This is a genomic window from Hymenobacter qilianensis (assembly GCF_014489555.1).
GTDB classification, from domain to species: Bacteria; Bacteroidota; Bacteroidia; order Cytophagales; family Hymenobacteraceae; genus Hymenobacter; species Hymenobacter qilianensis.
This window is the reverse complement of the sequence record NZ_CP060784.1, coordinates 454069-472041: the sequence shown is the minus strand read 5'-3', so window position 1 is coordinate 472041 and position 17973 is coordinate 454069. Positions and strand designations below refer to the sequence as shown.

General features: G+C 52.5%; 23 protein-coding genes. 8 read left to right on the top strand and 15 right to left on the bottom strand.

The window, feature by feature from the left end:
- Positions 1-361: 361 nt before the first annotated feature.
- The gene (locus tag H9L05_RS02150) at positions 362-1183 is read left to right on the top strand and encodes an enoyl-ACP reductase FabI (RefSeq protein ID WP_133273772.1); all 822 of its coding nucleotides are present in this window, start codon (positions 362-364) and stop codon (positions 1181-1183) included.
- Between the two features lie 98 nt (positions 1184-1281).
- Here the strand turns inward: H9L05_RS02150 and H9L05_RS02145 are convergent, their stop codons facing one another.
- Positions 1282-2337: a lipase family protein gene (locus H9L05_RS02145; RefSeq protein WP_223284683.1), complete on the bottom strand. Its 1056-nt coding sequence runs from the start codon at positions 2335-2337 to the stop codon at positions 1282-1284.
- 68 nt (positions 2338-2405) lie between these two features.
- The gene (locus H9L05_RS02140) at positions 2406-2951 is read right to left on the bottom strand and encodes a hypothetical protein (protein ID WP_187732842.1); all 546 of its coding nucleotides are present in this window, start codon (positions 2949-2951) and stop codon (positions 2406-2408) included.
- Between the two features lie 222 nt (positions 2952-3173).
- Here H9L05_RS02140 and H9L05_RS02135 point away from each other — a divergent pair, with 222 nt between their 5' ends.
- Positions 3174-3593, top strand: coding sequence for a TerB family tellurite resistance protein (locus H9L05_RS02135; protein ID WP_187732841.1), 420 nt, complete (start codon positions 3174-3176; stop codon positions 3591-3593).
- A 13-nt stretch (positions 3594-3606) separates the two neighbouring features.
- Here H9L05_RS02135 and H9L05_RS02130 read toward each other — a convergent pair whose 3' ends face one another.
- The 3 genes from H9L05_RS02130 to H9L05_RS02120 form a co-directional block, all read right to left on the bottom strand.
- Positions 3607-4287: a metallophosphoesterase gene (locus H9L05_RS02130; RefSeq protein WP_187732840.1), complete on the bottom strand. Its 681-nt coding sequence runs from the start codon at positions 4285-4287 to the stop codon at positions 3607-3609.
- Positions 4288-4454: 167 nt separating this feature from the next.
- On the bottom strand, positions 4455-5705 hold the full coding sequence (locus H9L05_RS02125) for a S8 family peptidase (protein WP_187732839.1): 1251 nt from the start codon (positions 5703-5705) through the stop codon (positions 4455-4457).
- Positions 5693-6031 carry a hypothetical protein gene (locus tag H9L05_RS02120; RefSeq protein WP_187732838.1) on the bottom strand — a complete coding sequence of 113 codons (339 nt, stop codon included), beginning with the start codon at positions 6029-6031 and terminating at the stop codon, positions 5693-5695. The genes H9L05_RS02125 and H9L05_RS02120 overlap by 13 nt, the downstream gene beginning before the upstream one ends.
- A gap of 159 nt (positions 6032-6190) precedes the next feature.
- On the opposite strand from H9L05_RS02120, the gene H9L05_RS02115 reads away from it, so the two are divergent.
- Positions 6191-6823 (top strand): class I SAM-dependent DNA methyltransferase, encoded by a 633-nt coding sequence (locus tag H9L05_RS02115; RefSeq protein WP_187732837.1) that lies wholly within the window; start codon positions 6191-6193, stop codon positions 6821-6823.
- Between the two features lie 200 nt (positions 6824-7023).
- On the top strand, positions 7024-7506 hold the full coding sequence (locus H9L05_RS02110) for a hypothetical protein (RefSeq protein ID WP_187732836.1): 483 nt from the start codon (positions 7024-7026) through the stop codon (positions 7504-7506).
- 101 nt (positions 7507-7607) lie between these two features.
- Here the strand turns inward: H9L05_RS02110 and H9L05_RS02105 are convergent, their stop codons facing one another.
- The 5 genes from H9L05_RS02105 to H9L05_RS22955 all read right to left on the bottom strand — a co-directional run bounded on the left by H9L05_RS02105 (position 7608) and on the right by H9L05_RS22955 (position 11544).
- Positions 7608-8306, bottom strand: a complete 699-nt coding sequence (locus H9L05_RS02105) for a hypothetical protein (RefSeq protein WP_187732835.1) — start codon at positions 8304-8306, stop codon at positions 7608-7610.
- A 315-nt stretch (positions 8307-8621) separates the two neighbouring features.
- Positions 8622-9656, bottom strand: a complete 1035-nt coding sequence (locus tag H9L05_RS02100; protein WP_187732834.1) for a hypothetical protein — start codon at positions 9654-9656, stop codon at positions 8622-8624.
- A 78-nt stretch (positions 9657-9734) separates the two neighbouring features.
- Positions 9735-10415, bottom strand: coding sequence for an ABC transporter ATP-binding protein (locus tag H9L05_RS22965; RefSeq protein WP_262892606.1), 681 nt, complete (start codon positions 10413-10415; stop codon positions 9735-9737).
- Between the two features lie 26 nt (positions 10416-10441).
- On the bottom strand, positions 10442-11353 hold the full coding sequence (locus H9L05_RS22960) for an ABC transporter transmembrane domain-containing protein (protein WP_223284682.1): 912 nt from the start codon (positions 11351-11353) through the stop codon (positions 10442-10444).
- Complete coding sequence (locus H9L05_RS22955; protein ID WP_223284681.1) at positions 11338-11544, bottom strand: hypothetical protein; 207 nt, start codon at positions 11542-11544, stop codon at positions 11338-11340. Before H9L05_RS22955 ends, H9L05_RS22960 begins: the two co-directional genes overlap by 16 nt.
- 358 nt (positions 11545-11902) lie before the next feature.
- Here H9L05_RS22955 and H9L05_RS25700 point away from each other — a divergent pair, with 358 nt between their 5' ends.
- Together H9L05_RS25700 and H9L05_RS25695 are read left to right on the top strand one after the other, a co-directional pair.
- Entirely contained in the window at positions 11903-12913 is a 1011-nt protein-coding gene (locus H9L05_RS25700) for a zinc-binding metallopeptidase family protein (protein ID WP_317175071.1), read from the top strand.
- Entirely contained in the window at positions 12856-13464 is a 609-nt protein-coding gene (locus H9L05_RS25695; protein ID WP_317175070.1) for a M20/M25/M40 family metallo-hydrolase, read from the top strand. Before H9L05_RS25700 ends, H9L05_RS25695 begins: the two co-directional genes overlap by 58 nt.
- A 93-nt stretch (positions 13465-13557) precedes the next feature.
- Here H9L05_RS25695 and H9L05_RS02085 read toward each other — a convergent pair whose 3' ends face one another.
- The 5 genes from H9L05_RS02085 to H9L05_RS02065 all read right to left on the bottom strand — a co-directional run bounded on the left by H9L05_RS02085 (position 13558) and on the right by H9L05_RS02065 (position 16363).
- On the bottom strand, positions 13558-13953 hold the full coding sequence (locus tag H9L05_RS02085; protein ID WP_187732833.1) for a hypothetical protein: 396 nt from the start codon (positions 13951-13953) through the stop codon (positions 13558-13560).
- Positions 13954-14124: 171 nt separating this feature from the next.
- A complete protein-coding gene (locus tag H9L05_RS02080; RefSeq protein WP_187732832.1) occupies positions 14125-14472 on the bottom strand; it encodes a hypothetical protein in 348 nt (115 codons plus the stop codon).
- A gap of 326 nt (positions 14473-14798) precedes the next feature.
- A complete protein-coding gene (locus tag H9L05_RS02075; RefSeq protein ID WP_187732831.1) occupies positions 14799-15656 on the bottom strand; it encodes a dienelactone hydrolase family protein in 858 nt (285 codons plus the stop codon).
- Between the two features lie 94 nt (positions 15657-15750).
- A complete protein-coding gene (locus H9L05_RS02070; protein WP_187732830.1) occupies positions 15751-16122 on the bottom strand; it encodes a cupin domain-containing protein in 372 nt (123 codons plus the stop codon).
- Positions 16123-16141: 19 nt separating this feature from the next.
- On the bottom strand, positions 16142-16363 hold the full coding sequence (locus H9L05_RS02065) for a Kazal-type serine protease inhibitor domain-containing protein (protein WP_223284888.1): 222 nt from the start codon (positions 16361-16363) through the stop codon (positions 16142-16144).
- Between the two features lie 305 nt (positions 16364-16668).
- On the opposite strand from H9L05_RS02065, the gene H9L05_RS25690 reads away from it, so the two are divergent.
- Positions 16669-17103, top strand: a complete 435-nt coding sequence (locus tag H9L05_RS25690) for a YtxH domain-containing protein (RefSeq protein ID WP_187732828.1) — start codon at positions 16669-16671, stop codon at positions 17101-17103.
- A gap of 174 nt (positions 17104-17277) precedes the next feature.
- Positions 17278-17712, top strand: a complete 435-nt coding sequence (locus tag H9L05_RS02055) for a YtxH domain-containing protein (protein ID WP_187732827.1) — start codon at positions 17278-17280, stop codon at positions 17710-17712.
- Positions 17713-17973 lie beyond the last annotated feature (261 nt).

Genomic DNA, 17973 nt, shown 5'->3' with positions numbered 1-17973 from the left:
TATTCCGGTAATACCAAAAGAACTGTCTTTGTCTCTCTATTTATGCTGCTCCCCTTATCATTCATGTTTTATAAGCATCTACAAATAGTATCTTCAATTAAATGGCTAATTGCATATCATATGCAATTAGATAAGTAAGCGCGACTACATTTTATAGCTACAGGTCTCATTCATAACCTACAGAGTGAACAGTCGCTCCATAAGTGAGTAGTTTTATCATAAGAATATAGCTCACTCGAAGTAGGAGGCAAAAGGAAAAGGATTGGCTAAATTGCCGGCACTTGTCCGGAAATGGGATAACCCTATTTCGTGATAAGAACCCTTCGCAACCTGACCCAACTAAACTTCCAATCTCCCTTACATGTCCAATAACCTACTCGCTGGCAAAGTCGGCATTATCTCCGGCGCCCTTGATTCCAAGTCCATTGCTTGGAAAGTAGCCCAGAAAGCCCACGCCGAAGGTGCCCGCTTTGTGCTGACTAACGCCCCGCTGGCCATGCGCATGGGCGAAATCAAGCAACTAGCCGAGGAGTGCGGCGCTCTTATCGTGCCCGCCGACGCTACCTCTGTGGAGGAACTGGAAAACCTGTTTTCGCAGGCTACAGAGCACCTGGGGGGCAAATTGGACTTCGTGTTGCACAGCATTGGCATGAGCCCGAACATTCGTAAGAAGAAACATTACGGCGAACTGGACTATAAATTCTTCCAGCAAACTCTGGACGTGTCGGCCTTGTCGTTTCACAAAATGATGGCTGTAGCCGAACGTCAGGACGCCATGAAAGAGTGGGGTAGCATTGTGGCCCTCTCGTACATTGCCGCTCAGCGCGTATTCCCCGATTACACGGATATGTCGCAGGCCAAAGCCATGCTCGAAAGCATCGCCCGCAACTACGGCTACCGCCTCGGCAAGCTCAAAAAGGTGCGCGTGAACACCATCTCGCAGTCGCCGACCAAAACCACAGCCGGCACCGGTGTAGGCGGTTTCGATGCCTTCTACGACTACGCTGATAAGATGTCGCCGCTGGGCAATGCTCCCGCTGAAGCTTGCGCCGACTATTGCATTACCCTCTTCTCCGACTTGACCCGCTACGTAACTATGCAGAACCTGCTCCACGACGGTGGCTTCAGTAGCACCGGAATTTCGGAAGATGTAGTGGAGGCCTTGATGAAAATGAATAGCTAGTTTCTGGTAACCAGAAATCCTGAAAAAGCCTACTCTTTAAATAGAGTAGGCTTTTTTTTAAGATAGTAAGCTATTGTTGGCTGGGGGGCTTTTTTGCCTTAGTGTAGTCGTTCAGCCAGATAATAATAGGGCTGAAAAAGGTGGTGCATAAATAGCTGCTCCTGATTGTCCGGGAACCTGGTGTGGTAGGCCGAGTCGGCGGGTAGTACGATGCTAGTGCCAGCCCGCACATAGTGGCTGCTGGAATAAAAAGCAGGTCCTTGGTAGTCAGGCACCTGCTTTTTTACAGCCCGCATTACAAAGTTGCCTAGATAGCGTTGATACCGCTGCTGTGCCCGTCGCGAAGGCTTTTCCATTTGATTATAAGCAAAGCCCATCGCCAGGATTTGAGGGAACTTCTGCTTTTTAATCATTGATTTGGCCCCCACAAACGGATTGACAGGGTTAAAGTCGCTCAACGTCTGGACGGAGAGCGGGAACTCCGGCACCCAGTCGACCGGATTTACCACATTGAAGGCCCAGCCGCCTTGTGTTGCAGCTTCATAATCGTAAGCAAAGTAGAGGTTGCCTGGTTTGGGGCCGGCGCTACAATAGGTTTTGAATCGAATGTCAGCTGGAAGGAGTCCCTGCTTCTGAAGGGAGCGCACATGCGCCGTGAGCAAATAAGCCAGCGCGCCGCCTTGGCTGTGGCCCATAATGATGACATCGTGCGTGCCGCGCTTGTACAGAGAATCGACTTTGGCCAGAATATCATCGGCCAGAAACGCCGTGCCCAGCAGCCAGCCCGTGTGTACGGCCGCCTGCGAATTGGTAGCCAGCGCGTATTTGAAGGTGCGAGTGGGAGTGAGGCGCAGCTCACCCGTGGCCGGGAGCATAGCGGCATAAAAATTCTCTAGCCAGCTTACCGAGTTGGCCGTGGTGCCGCGCAGACTAATAACAGCCACCGAGTTGGTATTAGTCCACAAATCCCAGCGGTTATCGAGGCCCACGACGGGCGAGCGGTACACCATGCGAAATTGGGCCGGACGCGGAATCGCGCCAAAAAACGTAGTATCGGCGATGCGTGCGTGCAGGCGTAGCAGCTGCAGCTCTACGTACTCCGCTTTATCAAAACCAGGTTTCAGCTGTTGGGCCTGAATGCTCCCGGCTCCCACCAGCAATCAAAAAAGGTAGAAGGCAATGCGCAGCATCAGCAAGTAGTTTGAGACTACTTCTATACAATCTACTGACTCAGTGGTTTTGTCAAGTCGAAATCGGCCTGAAACCGTAGCTGCCCATCGCGTTTCAAAATGTAGCTGAACGTCTTGCGGTCTTCGCTCAATACCGTTGACCACTCATTGGTGGCCGCTGCTGGGATTAGCTTAGCCGTGTAGTCATCGGCCGGAAAGCTTTGACTATACAGGGTGCTGCCGGCCTTGGCGTAGCCCCCATACATAGTCACTGAATCGGGAGTGCCATCGGGGTGGCGGTGGTCGTGCTTAAGCAGGAGACCCTGGTCACTTTTGGTGAATACCCAGGTGCGGGATTTATCCTCGCCTACCTGAAAAGGAACCCGGATTTCGGTGGGTGAACAGCTCTGCACCCGCATCACCAACGCTTTGCCCCCAAATGGGTCTTTGCCGCCTTCCGGAAACACCACTTTACCCTCATACGCCTGGTTGCATAGGGTGCTCAAGCGCCCAAAAAAGTCCTGCGAAGGCGTGGGGGGCATTTTGGTGGTTGTGCAGCCCAAGGCAAAAAGGATCAGAAATAGGTAAGCGTTTTTCATAAATGCTACGTAAGGATCACTGAAACCCAGGCAGGTGCCTGCAGTATGTATTATTCCACTCATGCCTCGCTACACTTGCAACTCTCTTAGAACTAGTGGCTCAACCACCCCGCTGCCAGCATGTGGGGCCGGCAAGGTACGCGTTCTGTGCTGGAGCTGAGTGGTACATGCTCATTCACTCAAGGCTAGTCGGGATTATAAAACCACCCTATTTTATCACTCATGCAAGATTATCACAACCTCGAAACGCTGCTGAATACGCAGCAAAAGAAGCTGAGCTTTTTCCAAAACCTGGTACTGATTGCCGCCGCCGACGGCATACTTGATAAGAGTGAAGGAGAATTTCTGCTGCAAATAGGCAAGAAACTTGGCCTGACGGCCGAAGACGTGAAGCCCATTGCCGATAACCTCAGTGTGCTCAGCTTCGTGGTGGCTTCCGAAGGCATGCAGCGCACCTTGGAACTGCAAACTTTGGTGCAGATGATGTTGCAGGACGGCCAGATTGACCCTCGTGAGTACGGCCTGTGCATGGAATACGCCAACCGCATCGGCTACAGCAAGGAAATACTGGATGACATGGTAACCCAGCTTGCCGGTGGCGCACCAACGGGAGGCAACCGCAATCCGCCTACGGTGAAGTAGCGCTGAGTGCTTGTCAGCGGCCCTTCACGCCGGGGTAAAGTGTTTGAACTACATCACTTTGTACAAACTCCTTGGTGCGCACATTCATAAGACTTAGCTGCCCGCCGTAAGCCGCGCCCTGGTCCAAGTTCCACACGTTGGCGCGCTGGCAGGGCACTGCGCTAGCGGGCCAGGTAGGCGTGTGGCCAATGAAGCATTCGTGGTAGTCTTCGGCGAACATGCCATTGCGCCACAGCGTCCGGTCCCAGATAAGGCTGTAGGGGTCTTGCTCAGCTATTGGCAGGTCGGGGTCGTAGCCGCCGTGCACGTAGAGGTTGCCTACTTCATCCTCAAAATATGGCAGCTGCTTGCCAAAGAAAGTGCGAAAGTGCCGTTCAGTCTGCTCTTTCGGTTTCCGCTCATACGATTCAAAAGTTGCCCTTCCGCCTTGCTGATACCACAGCATATTTACCTCCTCCCGTGGCGACTCGGTCGCCATCCACTCTGCCGTCCACCAGTCGTGGTTGCCTTGTAGCCAGATGCTGTTGGGGATATTGAGCAGGCGCTCCACACATTCTGCTGTGTCGGGCCAGCCGTCAGATACGTCGCCTAAGTGAATTAGACGGTCAATTCCGGGTCGAAAAGGACTGCGTTCCAATACCTGCTCCAGCGCGCGGAAGGCACCGTGAATGTCACCAAGGGCATATGTTTCCATCCCAGTTACTACGAGCCCGACAGGAAGTAGGCTGTGGTTGAGCTGGGGGGCTTTTTTTAAATAACTAGGAAAGCTGAACATTGTAGAGACGCATATTTGCGTCTCGTCGTTGGATAATCTGTTATAGCCTAACCAACTAAACAACGACGAGACGCAAGTATGCGTCTCTACAGTGGCAGCGCACCCACGGCCGCCGCCGCATTCACGCGGCCCCAGCCGAAGCTGCTGCTACGCGCCGTCCGGTTGGAGCTGGCGACTACCAGGCGACTCATAATCTGGGCTCGGGTTTCGGCAGGATGTTGTGCCCAAACAAGGGCCGTAATGCCAGCCATCGTAGCCGTAGCAACCGAAGAGCCCCCCACGGTGCTCGGAGCGTCGCCGCTCATGGCCAACGATAGCACCGCGCGGTCGTTGCTGGGCTTCTGCATCACTACCGCAAACTCAACCTTGGCTCCTACGTGGCAATCATCGCAGCGGGAAGTAAGGTTGTCTTGCAGACCGGTCACGGCCACCACTTCGGGCAGCGTGGCCGGGTAAGTAACTCCTACAAAGCCCGACGACCAATCATAGGAAGTGCCAGCGGCGCAGAAGATGAGCTTGCCGCGGTTGTAGGCATAACGTATCGCGTCAGTCATTTGCGACGAGCTGGTCAGGCGGCCCATACTCATGCTGATAATGCGCACGTCGGTGCGGTTACCAGCCAGAATGTAAGCGTCGGACACACCTTTCACTTCACGGCTGGCATCAAGAAATACATCCTGCGCGGCGCGAATCGTAATTAGATTAGCATTGTAGGCAACGCCCACGGCTGCACCATCGGTGCCCCGCGGCGCAGCAGCTGCGCCGGCCATGCTAGTGCCGTGTCCGCAACCGTCGTTGGGCGTTTCTACCGGCCCCGTAGGAATGCCAAAGATGGAAGCGCGCGGCAGCGTTACCAGTCGCTCAATAGTGCGACCCTGGCTCAACCCCTGATTGAAAGCGGATCCCAGATTTTCCTGGGCATCGGAGGAGCCCGAATCAATAATAACGATTTTGATGCCCTGGCCCGTACTCTGGCTCCAGCTAGCTCGAATGCCGTGAAACTGATCGGACTGATTCCAGGAAGATTTGCTGCCGTTGGCAAGCACCGTATAGTCGGAGCCGGCCACCAAATCGGGGTTCGGCACATTATTGTCGCAGCCGCTGCTGCTCAGAATGGCCGCGCTGCTGTTAGCTGTCACTGCCTGGCGGCGGTTGGGCTCGTAGCCTATCGGCTCAGCGTAGCGCACCAGCTCTGAGGCCCTTAGTTTCTGAATCGTGCTCAGCTCACGCACCGTCACGTCGAGTACGGGCAGCACATTTTCCTCGAAAGCAACTACCTGTGTCTGGGTTAAGTCGGGATTGGCTTTGCGCTCCTCGGCCAAAATCAGCTCCAGCACCTGCGCACGGGCGGCTTGCCAAGCCGGCGACGAGGCAGCATCGGGGGCAATTCCCCCACAAATCCCGCTGGCTTATAGCCCACCGAGAGCACGTAGTCGGAGCGGGTGAGGGCGCTCCACACAAAGTGCTCCGACGCCTGATTCCAGTCGAACCGACCCGTTTCGCGCAGGCGGCTGAGTATCTGCGAGTCGAGCTGTTGAGTGGTCAGCGCTTCGGTGGGGTCCGCTTTGGGCTGTGGGCTCAGTTGGTCATCGGCTTGCTGCTGACAGCTGGTTAGAAAAAGTGTGAACAACGCCGTAGAAAGAATAGCAGTAGAAGTACGCATGGCTGTAGAATAAGAGTAGAATGGGAGAAAAGCCGTCTAAGAGAATGAATATCAGCATTAAACTCACAGAATGCTAGCGTTATAAAAGCACGAAAATGAGGGCCATCCCAAGCAAAAAACGTCCTTTAAAACCGCCAGGATCACTAGTAATTTTCAACCATGAATATTCAAGAAGCCTACAACTCCTGGGCCGACAGCTACGACGATGTCCAGAACAAAACCCGCGACTTAGAAGCGCAAGCCATTCGCTCCTTAGTGCCTGGGGGGCATTTTGATGAAGTAATAGAGCTGGGCTGCGGCACCGGCAAAAACACCGAATGGCTGGCTGCTCGCACCACTCATCTTACCGCCGTCGATTTCTCCGCCGAAATGCTGCGCAGGGCTCAGGAGAAGCTGCAGCAGCCGCACATTACCTTCCATCAGGCGGATATTACGCAGGCATGGAAGTTCAGCCGCACGCCCGCCAACCTTATTACGTGCAGCCTTATTCTGGAGCACATCCAGGACCTAAACCACGTATTTGCCCAGGCCAGCAAAGCTCTCCAACCACAAGGGCATTTTTACATCGGTGAGCTGCACCCGTTGAAGCAATACCAGGGCAGCAAAGCCCGCTTTGATACGGCTGCGGGGGGCATTTTTGAGCTGGAATGCTACGTGCACCACATCTCCGACTTCACCGAAACGGCCCGCCGCCACGGCTTTAGCTGCATAACCCTGCAAGAGTGGTTTGACGACGACGACCGCACCACAACCCCTCGAATCGTGTGTTTTCTTTTTCGTCGTGAGGGATAGGGAAGTCAAGTGAATTAACACTTAATAAATAGACGGTCATGCGGAGCGAAAAAAAGGCGGTCATGCAGAGCAGCGCGAAGCATCTCGCGTGCTGACGCAGGAGTAGTAATCTCACTACCACGAGCGAGATGCTTCGCGCTGCTCTGCCTGACGGTCAGCTTAAACCCAAGTTGACCGTCTAACCGCTATAGCCTAATCAAATGAAAAAGCTCGGTTTACTGCTCTTATTTCAGTTGGTGGCGCTAGGGATTTTTGCCCAAGATGCGGGCTTGTCCAAAACCAAGTTCGTGATTGGCGCATCGGTGCCTGAGTTGCTACATGCTGGCGTTGGCTTCGATTTAACTACGTACAATCAACTGGGTTTTACCGTTGGGGTGGGGCCTACGATGGGTGGCGTGTGGCCGGCGCTAAGTGCAGAGCACCGCCTGTATTTTGGGAACGTGCAAGCGAGTACCAACCGCCGAAAATTATTCTTCCGCCAAGGCGCTACTTATTTTACAGAAGGTGAAGAAGGCGCAGGCGTATTGTCGTTGGGTATCGATTTAAAATCAAAAAAAGCGAATAGAGGCTGGACCATCGACGCGGGCTATTTTCTCCTGTTTCCCCGCACCAAAGACCGATACAGAGATTCATTTCCAGCGCTTCGTTTTCAGTACTTCAGCTATTTCAAAAAGCATCAGTAACTAGTGTTAAACTAATAAAAAGCCCCTAGAGAGTATTTTACTCTGCTGGGGGCTTTTTGCCTTCAGGTAGCTTGGCGTTGGGGCCTGCTATATTTCGTTTATTAATCTTCTTCCTCTACTAACGTGTCAGCTTGGGTAGTGGCTTCGTAGGTGTCGGCGTACTTGAAATCATCGAGCCAGTAGGCGGAGCTAACCACGTCAAACACGACGGATTTTTCCTCGCGCTTCAGGGGCTTCAATTGCCAGATGATAGCCGGTGCTTCGGGGAAGCTAGTGCCGTCGAGCTGCTCGTGAAACAGGCGCTTGAGCAGGGTGCTGTCGGGCATACCTTGGGCCAGGAGGCGCAGAAGCGGGGCTTCCGGCTGCGTCTCGAGCAGGGCCAGGGCTTCGGCGTCGGCGGCGGTGACCTTAACCTGAAACTGCACGGCCTCGGCCCGCGGAAACTTGCCGTTGTAGGCAGTGTACAGCAGTTGGGTGGCTTTAAAAAACCCTTCGTGCTGGTCTAGCTCGGGGTTTTCTTCCCACAGTTTCTCGGTGAGCATCTGGTGGGCCAGGTTTTCTATCTGGCCGGCTGTGAGCTGGTCCTCGAAAAGGTACTCCAATACGAGCTGGGCCGCCTCCGTGGGCTCCAGGTCGGTGAGGGCCATGTGACACATGGTTTTGAGCTCGTCGGAGGCTATTTCGTCGGGGTTATCGTAGCCGGTTTTGAGCAAGAGAGCTTTGTAGTCTTGGGGCTGCCAAGCGTTCGGCAGCTCCGTAAGGGTGTCGAAGGAAAGGCGCTCTACGGTGAATTTTTGCATGATCAGGAATACGTGGTGTGGCCAGCGTTGGCCACGGGCGGGACTGGCCCGCGTGTATTCTGTGTACGTAAGCTGGACACAAGCAACTAGAAATGCCCCCCAGCTTCTTAATTTGGGTTATATCACTCGACGCGCAACAATTAATCTCTACAAGCTCAATCAATGGCACCACTGGCGCGAGCTTGTAGCTCGTGACCAACTATGATGGGAGGCTGTGCCTCCCCGCCAGAACATTGCCATTGCAACGATTCCGAAGCCGTCTTGCCGCTAGCGCGGCCGATGAGATACAATCTCATCTTCATGGCTGGTCACGAGCTACAAGCTCGCGCCAGTTTGGGGCAAAAACGCAGCTTTATTATAACCTAATGATTCAAGGCGCTTTTTTATCTCTTTGTTAACTGTTTCTTTATCTGTATAAAACCCTAGATGCTGTAATGATTTAGGTAAGGCATTTACGATAAAGGCATTAAATTCAATCATGGTTTTATATATTATCAAACTATTTAATTTTCCTGTGTTCTCTAATCCTGTGATTGATGAAAGATTTTTACAGTTTAGAATCCTAAGGTTTTGGAGGTCTTTTAGTTGTTTAGAGAAGTAAAGATTTTTTAATTGTATTTGATCTTCTATTTGTAAGAATTTAAGTTTTTCAAAATTATCTAAATTATTAAAACTGTTAAAGCCGCGCACTCTTATTATTTCAAGGTGTTCGATGTGGTTACGCTCAATTTCATCTATATTATTTCTGCCACCCAGTAAGAATGTTAATAATTTTAGTCTATTTAATCTGTTAATAAAATCAACTCGTACTTTACTGATCGAGTTGAGTCTAAGGCTATCAAGGATACATAGGTCGCCTATTACATCTATATTTCTGGTTTGTCCAGTCACTGATAACTTTTCAAGCTTTGTATATTCTTTTAAATGAATCAGGTCTAGTTTTCTTGTCTTGGTGTCGCCTATTCTTAGTTCTTTAATTGTTTTAAAATTATTTGATCCTATTATATCATCTTCCTGAAGCTCGAAAATATCAATTGCTAGCGATTCTAAATTGCTTAAATTGGATAGTTCAGGGATATTGATTGCCTTTTGAAGGCAATCAATCGACAAAGATTTGACTTGTGGTATATATTTAAGTGCTTTGCAATCAAATCCTGATTGATAATGCCCATAGAATCTGATTGCAAGATTAGCGTCACTAACAGCACATAAACTGTCTAAATCTTTTAACAGCGCTTTATTATATCGTGGGTTAGAAAATTGAATAATTACCTTTTTACCAATTTTGATACTATCTGCTATTAGTTTGTGATCTATAATGGGTGGATCGTTTATGATTTCCCAAGCCATGTATTCGGTTTTACAAATCAGTGAAGTGTGAAACTACTAAATTTAAGACTATACCAATTTTAGTAATTAATTTCTCTCTTACGCTGCCGTATCCTCCACTTCATCCCCATCATCCACCATCACCCGCGCTAGTTTCTCGATATTGAGGCTGCGAGCCGAGGCGTCGAAGATTTCGCGGTAGGCGCCGCGTTTGTCGTATAGCTCGTCGTGGGTTCCGCTTTCTACCGCGCGGCCCTGCTTCATGACGTAGATGCAGTCGGAGTCCACGATTTGGGCGAGGCTGTGGGAGATGATGACCACCGTGCGGCCCTGCTTGATGGCGTCAAGCGAGTTCTTAATTTGCTCGGTGGCAATGGCGTCGAGGGAGGCGGTGGGCTCATCGAGGAAGATAATGGGCGGGTTCTTGAGGAAGAGCCGGGCAATGGCAATGCGCTGCTGCTGCCCGCCCGATAGCTGCTGTGCATCGGACTGATACTGCTGGGGCAGGGCCATAATCTGATCGTGGAGGTAGGCCTGCTTGGCGGCGGCTTTTATCTCGTCTAAGGTCGCCTCGAAGTTGCCGTAGCGGATGTTTTCCTCGATGCTGCCTTTGAAAATGTGGTTTTTCTGGAGCACCAGCCCGATGCGCTGGCGCAGGGCGTGGGTGTCGTAGTCGGAGAGGGGGCGGCCGTCGAGGAGCATTTCGCCGCTGTTGGGCTCGTAGAACTTGCACAGCAGATTGAGAATAGTGCTTTTGCCCGCCCCTGAGAGGCCTACCAATGCAGTGGTTTGGCCGGCCGCAATGGTCAGGCTGACATCGTGGAGGGCCTGGGTGCCGCTGGGGTAGGTGAAGTCGACGTGGCGCAGCGAAAAAGCCCCCGGAGCTGGTCGGGCGGGGTGGGGCCGGTGCGCTCGGTTTCGGTGGTGGCGTCGAGGATGTCGAAAAAGCCTTCGGAGTAGGTGAGAGCCTCGTTCATCTCGTCGTAGATGCGGTGGAGCTGGCGGATGGGCGCCGACACGTTGTTGAAGAGTAGAATGTGAAACATGATGGCCCCAATGGAAATCTGCCGATCCAGCACCAGGTAAGCGGTCAAGATGATGATGAGCACCACGCCAATCTGCTCGACGAAGGTTTTTAGGCCGTCGAAGAGGAAGTTGGTTTTGCGGGTTTCGAGCTGGGTGGTCACGAGGTTGCGCTGCATGCCGGCCTGCTTTTCGCCCTCGTAGTCTTCGCGCACAAAGCTCTTAATCACCACAATAGAGTCGATGATGTTGATGAGGCCTTGGCTGCGCTGCTCGCGCAAGCCGCGCAGACTGCGACGCACGCCGTTGAGCTTATCGGCCTGCCGGTAGCTGATCCAGAAGTAAATAGGAAGGATGCCTAGCGCCACAAGCCCCACGTACATGTTGGCCATGAACATGATGATGAGGGCGACAATGGAGTTGGCAAACAGCGGCAGGATGTCGATAAAGAAGTTCTGGACCAGCTTCATCAGGCTCTCCACGCCGCGGTCGATGCGGGTTTGGAGCTTGCCGGTCTGATTGCCGCTGTCGGAGTAGAAGCCGAGCTGGTAGCTCAGAATTTTATCCACGGCCGACTGGTGCAGGGTGCTCGAGACGTTGATGCGGATTTTCTCGCCGTAGAACTTCTGCCCAAACTGAATAAAGGTGTTGATTACCTCCTTGCCCAACAGCAGCGCGGTTACCGCCAGCAGCAAATTTGCCCCTGCGCCAACCCAAGGCCTTTATCCACCAGTCCCTGCACGGTATCCACGGTGTAGCGCAGCACAAATGGATTGACCTGCGCCGCCAACGACCCCACCAGCGTTAGCAGCAACGTGCTGATAACCAGTCCGCGGTAAGGCAACACGTACGGGTACAGGCGGCGAATAATTTGCCAAAGACTCATAGCAGCAGCGGAACAGTGGAAGCTGCTGAGTTAGACGCGAGAGATGGGAGTGGGGTTATCGGCCTTTGGACACAATAGTATTATTATGTCCGTCGTGCTCTAAATAGAAAAGCATAAAATTGAATGTCATGCAGAGCGTAGCGAAGCATCTCGCTCGCGGTCGTCAGATTGTAAAAAGGCGGTCATGCTGAGCGAAGCCGAAGTATCTCTACTGAGTAGTACTCAACGCCAGTTCAACGAAGCGGGCGAGATGCTTCGCGCTGCTCTGCATGACGTTCTAAAGTATGACTGTCTGCAACTCTTAAGCTTTTCTCGGTACTTTAACCCCTAAACTATCTTTCACCACCAACCAAACCACATGACGATACTCCGACTCTTAGCCTTGGCCGGGGGCCTGGCTCTGGCCGCGCCTACCTTGGCCCAACAAGCCGAAAAAGTTGATCAGGCTATGATTGCCAAGATCAAAGATGAAGGCATGAACCGCTCCAAGGTAATGGAAACGGCCTTTTACCTCACCGACGTTTGCGGCCCGCGCCTAGCCAACTCCGACGGCTTGAAGCGTGCCAACGAGTGGACCAAAGGCCAGCTCACCAAGTGGGGTATGAGCAACGCCAACATCGAGCCCTGGGGCGACTTCGGCCGCGGCTGGGACATCGAGAAGTCGTATGTGGCTATGACGGCGCCTTACTACCACGCCATGATTGGCGCGCCCAAAGCCTGGACGCCCTCTACTACCGGCAACGTGAAAAAGCAGGTAGTATATGTGAATGCTACTACCGAAGCTGATTTAGCTAAGTTTCAAGGTAAGCTGCGCGATAAAATTGTGCTGACGGCCGTAGCCACACCGCCCAAAACCACCTTTGAGGCCGACGCAAAGCGCTACACCGATGATGAGCTAACCAAAATGATGGAAGCTCAGCCCGCGCGCCCAACGACCGAAGACCCAGCTATGACGGAACGAATGAACGCCCGTCGTGCTCAGGCAGCGTTGCGTACTAAGCTCAACGAAATGCTGATGAGCGAAGGCGCTGCCGCGGTGCTAAGTACGCGTGGTGGTTCGCACGGCACTTTCTTCACTAGCAATGGTGCTCCATACGCCGCTGACGCGAAGCCTGTATTGCCCGAAATAGAAATGTCGCCCGAGGACCAACTGCGTCTAATTCGGTTGGTGGAAGCTGGTATTCCGGTAGAAGTAGAGATGGAAACCAAGACGCGCTTCCAGAACACCGACCTAAAAGGCTACAACGTTATAGCCGAGATTCCTGGCTCCGACAAGAAGCTGAAAAAGGAAATTGTGATGCTTGGGGGCATTTGGACTCCTGGCACGCTGCCACTGGCGCTACGGATAATGCAGCAGGCTGCGCCGTGATGATGGAAGCCATGCGCATCCTGAAGGCTACCGGCGTAAAGCCTCGCCGTACCATTCGCATTGCCCTGTGGGGTGAAGAGGAGCAGGGCTTGCACGGCTCGCGCAACTACGTGAAGAACCATTTCGCCGACCCCGCTACTATGAAGCTGCTGCCCGACCACGAAAAGTTGGCTGGTTACTTCAACCTCGATAACGGCGGCGGTAAAATCCGCGGTATCTATTTGCAGGGCAACGAAGGCGTTGCGCCCATCTTCGACGCGTGGCTAAAGCCATTCGCCGACATGGGTGCCACGACCGTAACGCCCCGCAACACCGGCGGTACCGACCACCTGGCCTTCGACGCAGTAGGCTTGCCCGGCTTCCAATTCGTGCAGGACGGCCTCGACTACAACACCCGCACCCACCACACCAACCAGGATACCTTCGACCGTTTGCAGGCCGATGACCTTAAGCAGGCCTCCGTCATTGTAGCCTCCTTCGTGTACCACACCGCTATGCGCGACCAGAAGCTGCCACGCAAGCCGCTGCCCGCAGCCGTTCCGAAGTCGTAAACTTTGGTTATTAAGTCGAAAAAAGCCCCCAGACTGTTTCTGGGGGCTTTTTTACTTAGTTCAAAGATATGTGGCATTAAGCGCCAGATTGCATTACTTGGCTCGACGAAGCAGGTACACTAGGCCGCCGTCTCCGTACGAACTCATCTGTACAACTTCCCAGCCTTCTGAGGCGGCCTCATTTAATGATACCATTAGTTGAGCACGCATTTTCTGTCCGCGCTCTTCCTGTTTTTTTATCATAGTTGCCAGACTACTCTGTTGCTCCTTTTGCTGCTCTTGTTCAGCTACTTTCAACTTAGGATCGTCTTTTCCATTAGTCGCTCTTACTTCGACTATTTGATCTGATTTGCCAAGATTAGAATTAGCCGTCGCTCTCGTTAAATCCGGTTCATTCAACCGGATATCTGTTTGATTACGAAAAGCCGGAGCAAAGCTCATGTAAGCAGACCCAGGAAAGCTTTTCGTGCCGTGATAGAAGATCTGCATATAACTGCTGGGCTTTGGCGTCACCGTTTGGGCACAGACAAGCTGCGGTAGCTGATGCAGAAGCACAAGCACTAATAAGAATCGTAAGCAATACCTTTTCATAGTAGAGGTTGGGTGTATACGCAGTCAATGTAAATCTCTGTTCCTATGAGAGTTCAGTGTAGCTTCACTCTAGCACTGCATTGTCCACAGTATCTTTACTAATAGTCCTTTATCGAAAAGTAAAAGCCAAGATTCTTCACTCATGATTTTACTCATTGCCAGAGAAACCTGAGTTCGCTTGCCGACTCTATGCACGTCCAGTTCACCCTGATTTTTTACAGCTAGCGGATAAATTTTAGCAAGCTCCGCTAAAGTGGTCTTACTGTTTAGCGTAAGAGTAGGAGTTGTTAGCTCTAATGCCGGGTTTTGGCGGAAATTAATGGAGGTAATAACTGCCGTATCACCATATACTTCTGCCCGGCTTTCTTTGAAATAAGCATACTGAAAAACCTTGTTATCGAAGTAGTTAACGCACACATCCCGAAAGTCTGGGTTTGCTAAACTATCAGGCTGGCCTAACAGCTTATACAGATCCTCCGTTTTGCTAACCAGTGGCAGTTTTCCGTTAATTTTAGCAGCGTCCTAATCCAAGTATTCGTCAACCGAATCTGGCGGCGCTGCCACCGCTTCGGGTGCCTGACTGACTGCCGATGTATCAAGGGCTGGTGAGACAGTGCCAACTGGAGCCGTAGGGGTTTGCGTGGAGGGCTTTTCCTGACAACCTGCAAAAAATACCGTCCAGCACAAAACCGCTAATAGTCTCACCTTAAAATTGGATAGAAGTGTCATGTAGCTAGAATCGCCTAGCTCAACTCCTTCTTAAACAACCCCAACGTCCGCTCCCAAGCCAGCTTAGCAGCTTCGGCGTTGTAGCGGGCAGGGGACGAGTCGTTGTTGAAAGCATGGTTTACGCCTTCGTACATAAACTGCTGATACTTCACATTGGCGGCTTTCAGAGCAGCTTCATAGGCGGCAGCCCCAGCATTTACACGCTCATCGAGGGCGGCGTAGTGCAGCATCAAATGCGCCTTAATTTTGGAAACGTCCGCGTCTTTGGGCTGGGTGCCGTAGTAGGCTACAGCGGCATTTAGCTTAGGGTCGCTGAGGGCGAGGCGGTTGGCCATAGCGCCACCCCAGCAGAAACCCACGCAGCCCGTTTTGCCGTTGCTGTCCGGGCGCTGACGCAGGTAAGTGAGGGCAGCGAGGTAGTTATTGAGCGTTTTCTGTGGGTCGAGCTGTCCGATGAGGGTACGACCCTGGTCTTCATCGGTGGGCGTGCCGCCGAATTGTGAAAGCGCATCGACGCCCAGAGCCAGGTAGCCAGCTTGGGCCACACGGCGCGTTACGTCTTTGATGTGGGGTGTGAGGCCGCGGTTTTCATGAATGACTACCACGGCGCCGCGCTTCTTTTTGCCTTTCGGGTGCACCAGGTAGCCCTGCATGGTGGTGCCGTCGCCGGGCCAGTTCACGGTTTCTTCTTCCAGCTTAGCATCCTGCACGGGCACGGTGGCGGCGTTGGCATAGCCGGGCTCCAGCACCGCCAGCGCGGCCGTGGCGAGCGCCGCGCCACCCGTTATTTTCAGCAGGCGCTCCATAAATTCCTTGCGGCTGAGCGGGGCGTGGGTGTACTCGTCGAAGAGGTTAATGATGCGCTGGTCCATGATATAGGAGAAGTGAGAATGAGAGATGTGATTATAAGATAAACAACTTCGAGGGAAAGAAGCAGACGTGTATCTTACTTCTCATATCTCAGCGCTACGCTTCCCTGTTAACGGTGTCCATGGAAAAGGCCGGCACGCAGATCGACCAGTACTCGCACTCCGCATCAAACGGGTTGGAATACCGAACCCGCGCCCCGGCTTTGATCAGCAGCGATTCGCCGGCGCTCAACTCAATGATGTCGCCATCTACCTCAAAGCGCTTGCGGCCGCGCACCACGATGGTTATTTCATCGAACTCGGGACGCTGGTGAGGCTCGCTCCACTGGGGCGGCGCCACCATGTGCGCCACGCTGTATTGGGCGGTGTGCGTGCTAGCCAGGCCAATGTGCTCCTCAATGAGCTTGCCGTCGGTGGTGGGCACGCGGAAGGGTGCTTGCTGGCGGAAGTACTTTTTCTGTTCAGACATAAGGCTGGGGGGCAAATTCTTAGTTTTTCGGAGTGGTGGGGCACTCGCCCTTCGTGAAAGTGAGCACGCCCGCATTGGAGGCTACACAGTCGTTGCTGTAGGTTTTGCCGTCGCAGCCGCACACGGGGTCGTACTGCATGGTGCAGATACCGGCCGGATCGATTTTGGCAGAATCGATGCAGGCGGCGGTAGAGGCAGCCGGAGTGGTAGCGGTAGTGGCGGCTGGCGGCTGGCTGCACATAGCCAGCAGTGGCAGAAAGGCAGCTGCAAAAAGTAGGTTTTTCATGTACGAATAAAGGAAAATAACCTGCCTGCCCAACTTGGGTAGGTAAGTCAAAGTACGGGCTGGGGGGCAAAATGCCTTCCTGACTAACGGTATATTTTATTTTAGCTATTTTTTATTCCTTAAATATAACCCAGCTTAACAGTGTTCGTATAGGCAATCAGCTTAGCAAGCCAGGCGCGCCCTCACTTCGCTGTTTCCACCTTTTGGAGCCAACGATTTTGCCGCCTGTTTTCAAGTATTCACTTTCTCTCCTTACCAACATGTCGTATCAACAAGAAGACAACTCAGGAAAAATTCTTCTAGCCGTATTAGCTGGCGCTAGCGCCGGCATCATCGCAGGTTTGCTGATGGCTCCTGACAAAGGCACTGCTACTCGTGGCAATCTGAAGAACGCTGCTGCTAAGTACAGCGGCCAGCTGGGCGAGCAGCTTTCCAAATATGGCGAACAGCTTGATTCTCAGTTTAAAGGCTACGTAGAGAAGCTCGAAGATATGGGCATCACGGGCGCAGGCAGCAGCCTGAAGCTGAAAGGTGACTGGAACGAGAGCAAAGGCAAGCTGCGTCAGCAATATGCTCAGCTCACCGACGAGGACCTGCAATATGCTGAAGGTCAGGAAGAAGATCTCGTAGGCCGCCTGCAGCAGAAGCTCGGCAAAGGCAAGCGTGAAATCACCAAAATGCTGAACGATCTGTAAGCCAACGTTGGCTTTTGAACGCTAAAAAATCCCCTTCTCTACACTAGAGGAGGGGATTTTTTTGTGATAACCTTCGCCGCGCAATAGCGTTACAAGTGGCGGATCGGCCCTGCGGCCTACGCAGCCCGCAGGGCCGATCCGTATTCATCTTTCTATTTTTTACTGCTTACGTTCATGAAAGACCAAAACGGCAAAATCATTCTTTCCCTGTTGGCTGGCGCAAGTGCTGGCATCATTGCAGGCTTGCTCCTGGCGCCCGAAACAGGCGAGGAAACGCGCACCACACTCAAAAAATCGGCTTCTAAGTTCAGCGACGACCTGACCAAGCTATTCCAGGATAGCCTGGCGAAGGTTAATGATTTGAAGGGCAGTGTTGTGCAAACCGGTCAGGACTTGGCCAACCGTGCCAACGCCGACGACATTCTTAACTCCCTGAAGTCAACGGTTGGCTTGAGCGGCGACCAAAGCGGCGACGTAGCCAGCGCACCTAGCGCCGGTCGTCGGGGCGGCCAAGACATTACCGGTACCGGTTCGGTAGGTGGCGGCGCCATCGGTGGCACCAACGCCGATGATATCCTCAACCAGGAAGGCCCGACTCGCGGCCTTTAAAAACTGAAAAGTTTTTTCGCTTTTTGAAACCTTAACTACTTGGTTACGTTGAAGAAAGCGTAACTGGCTTGAAAGAAAATCGGAGAAGTATCGGAAGTAAAATTGCCGACAGTAGGAGCTTCTGCTAAGTATTGGTCAAACAGACTTAGTAGCAAAATCAGATTGTTCATCGCAAGCTTCTTCCTATCACCCCGATTAGAAGGGTAAGTCAGTTATAAAGGAAAGCCTCTCGTGATTTTTGCGGGAGGCTTTCTGATTTTT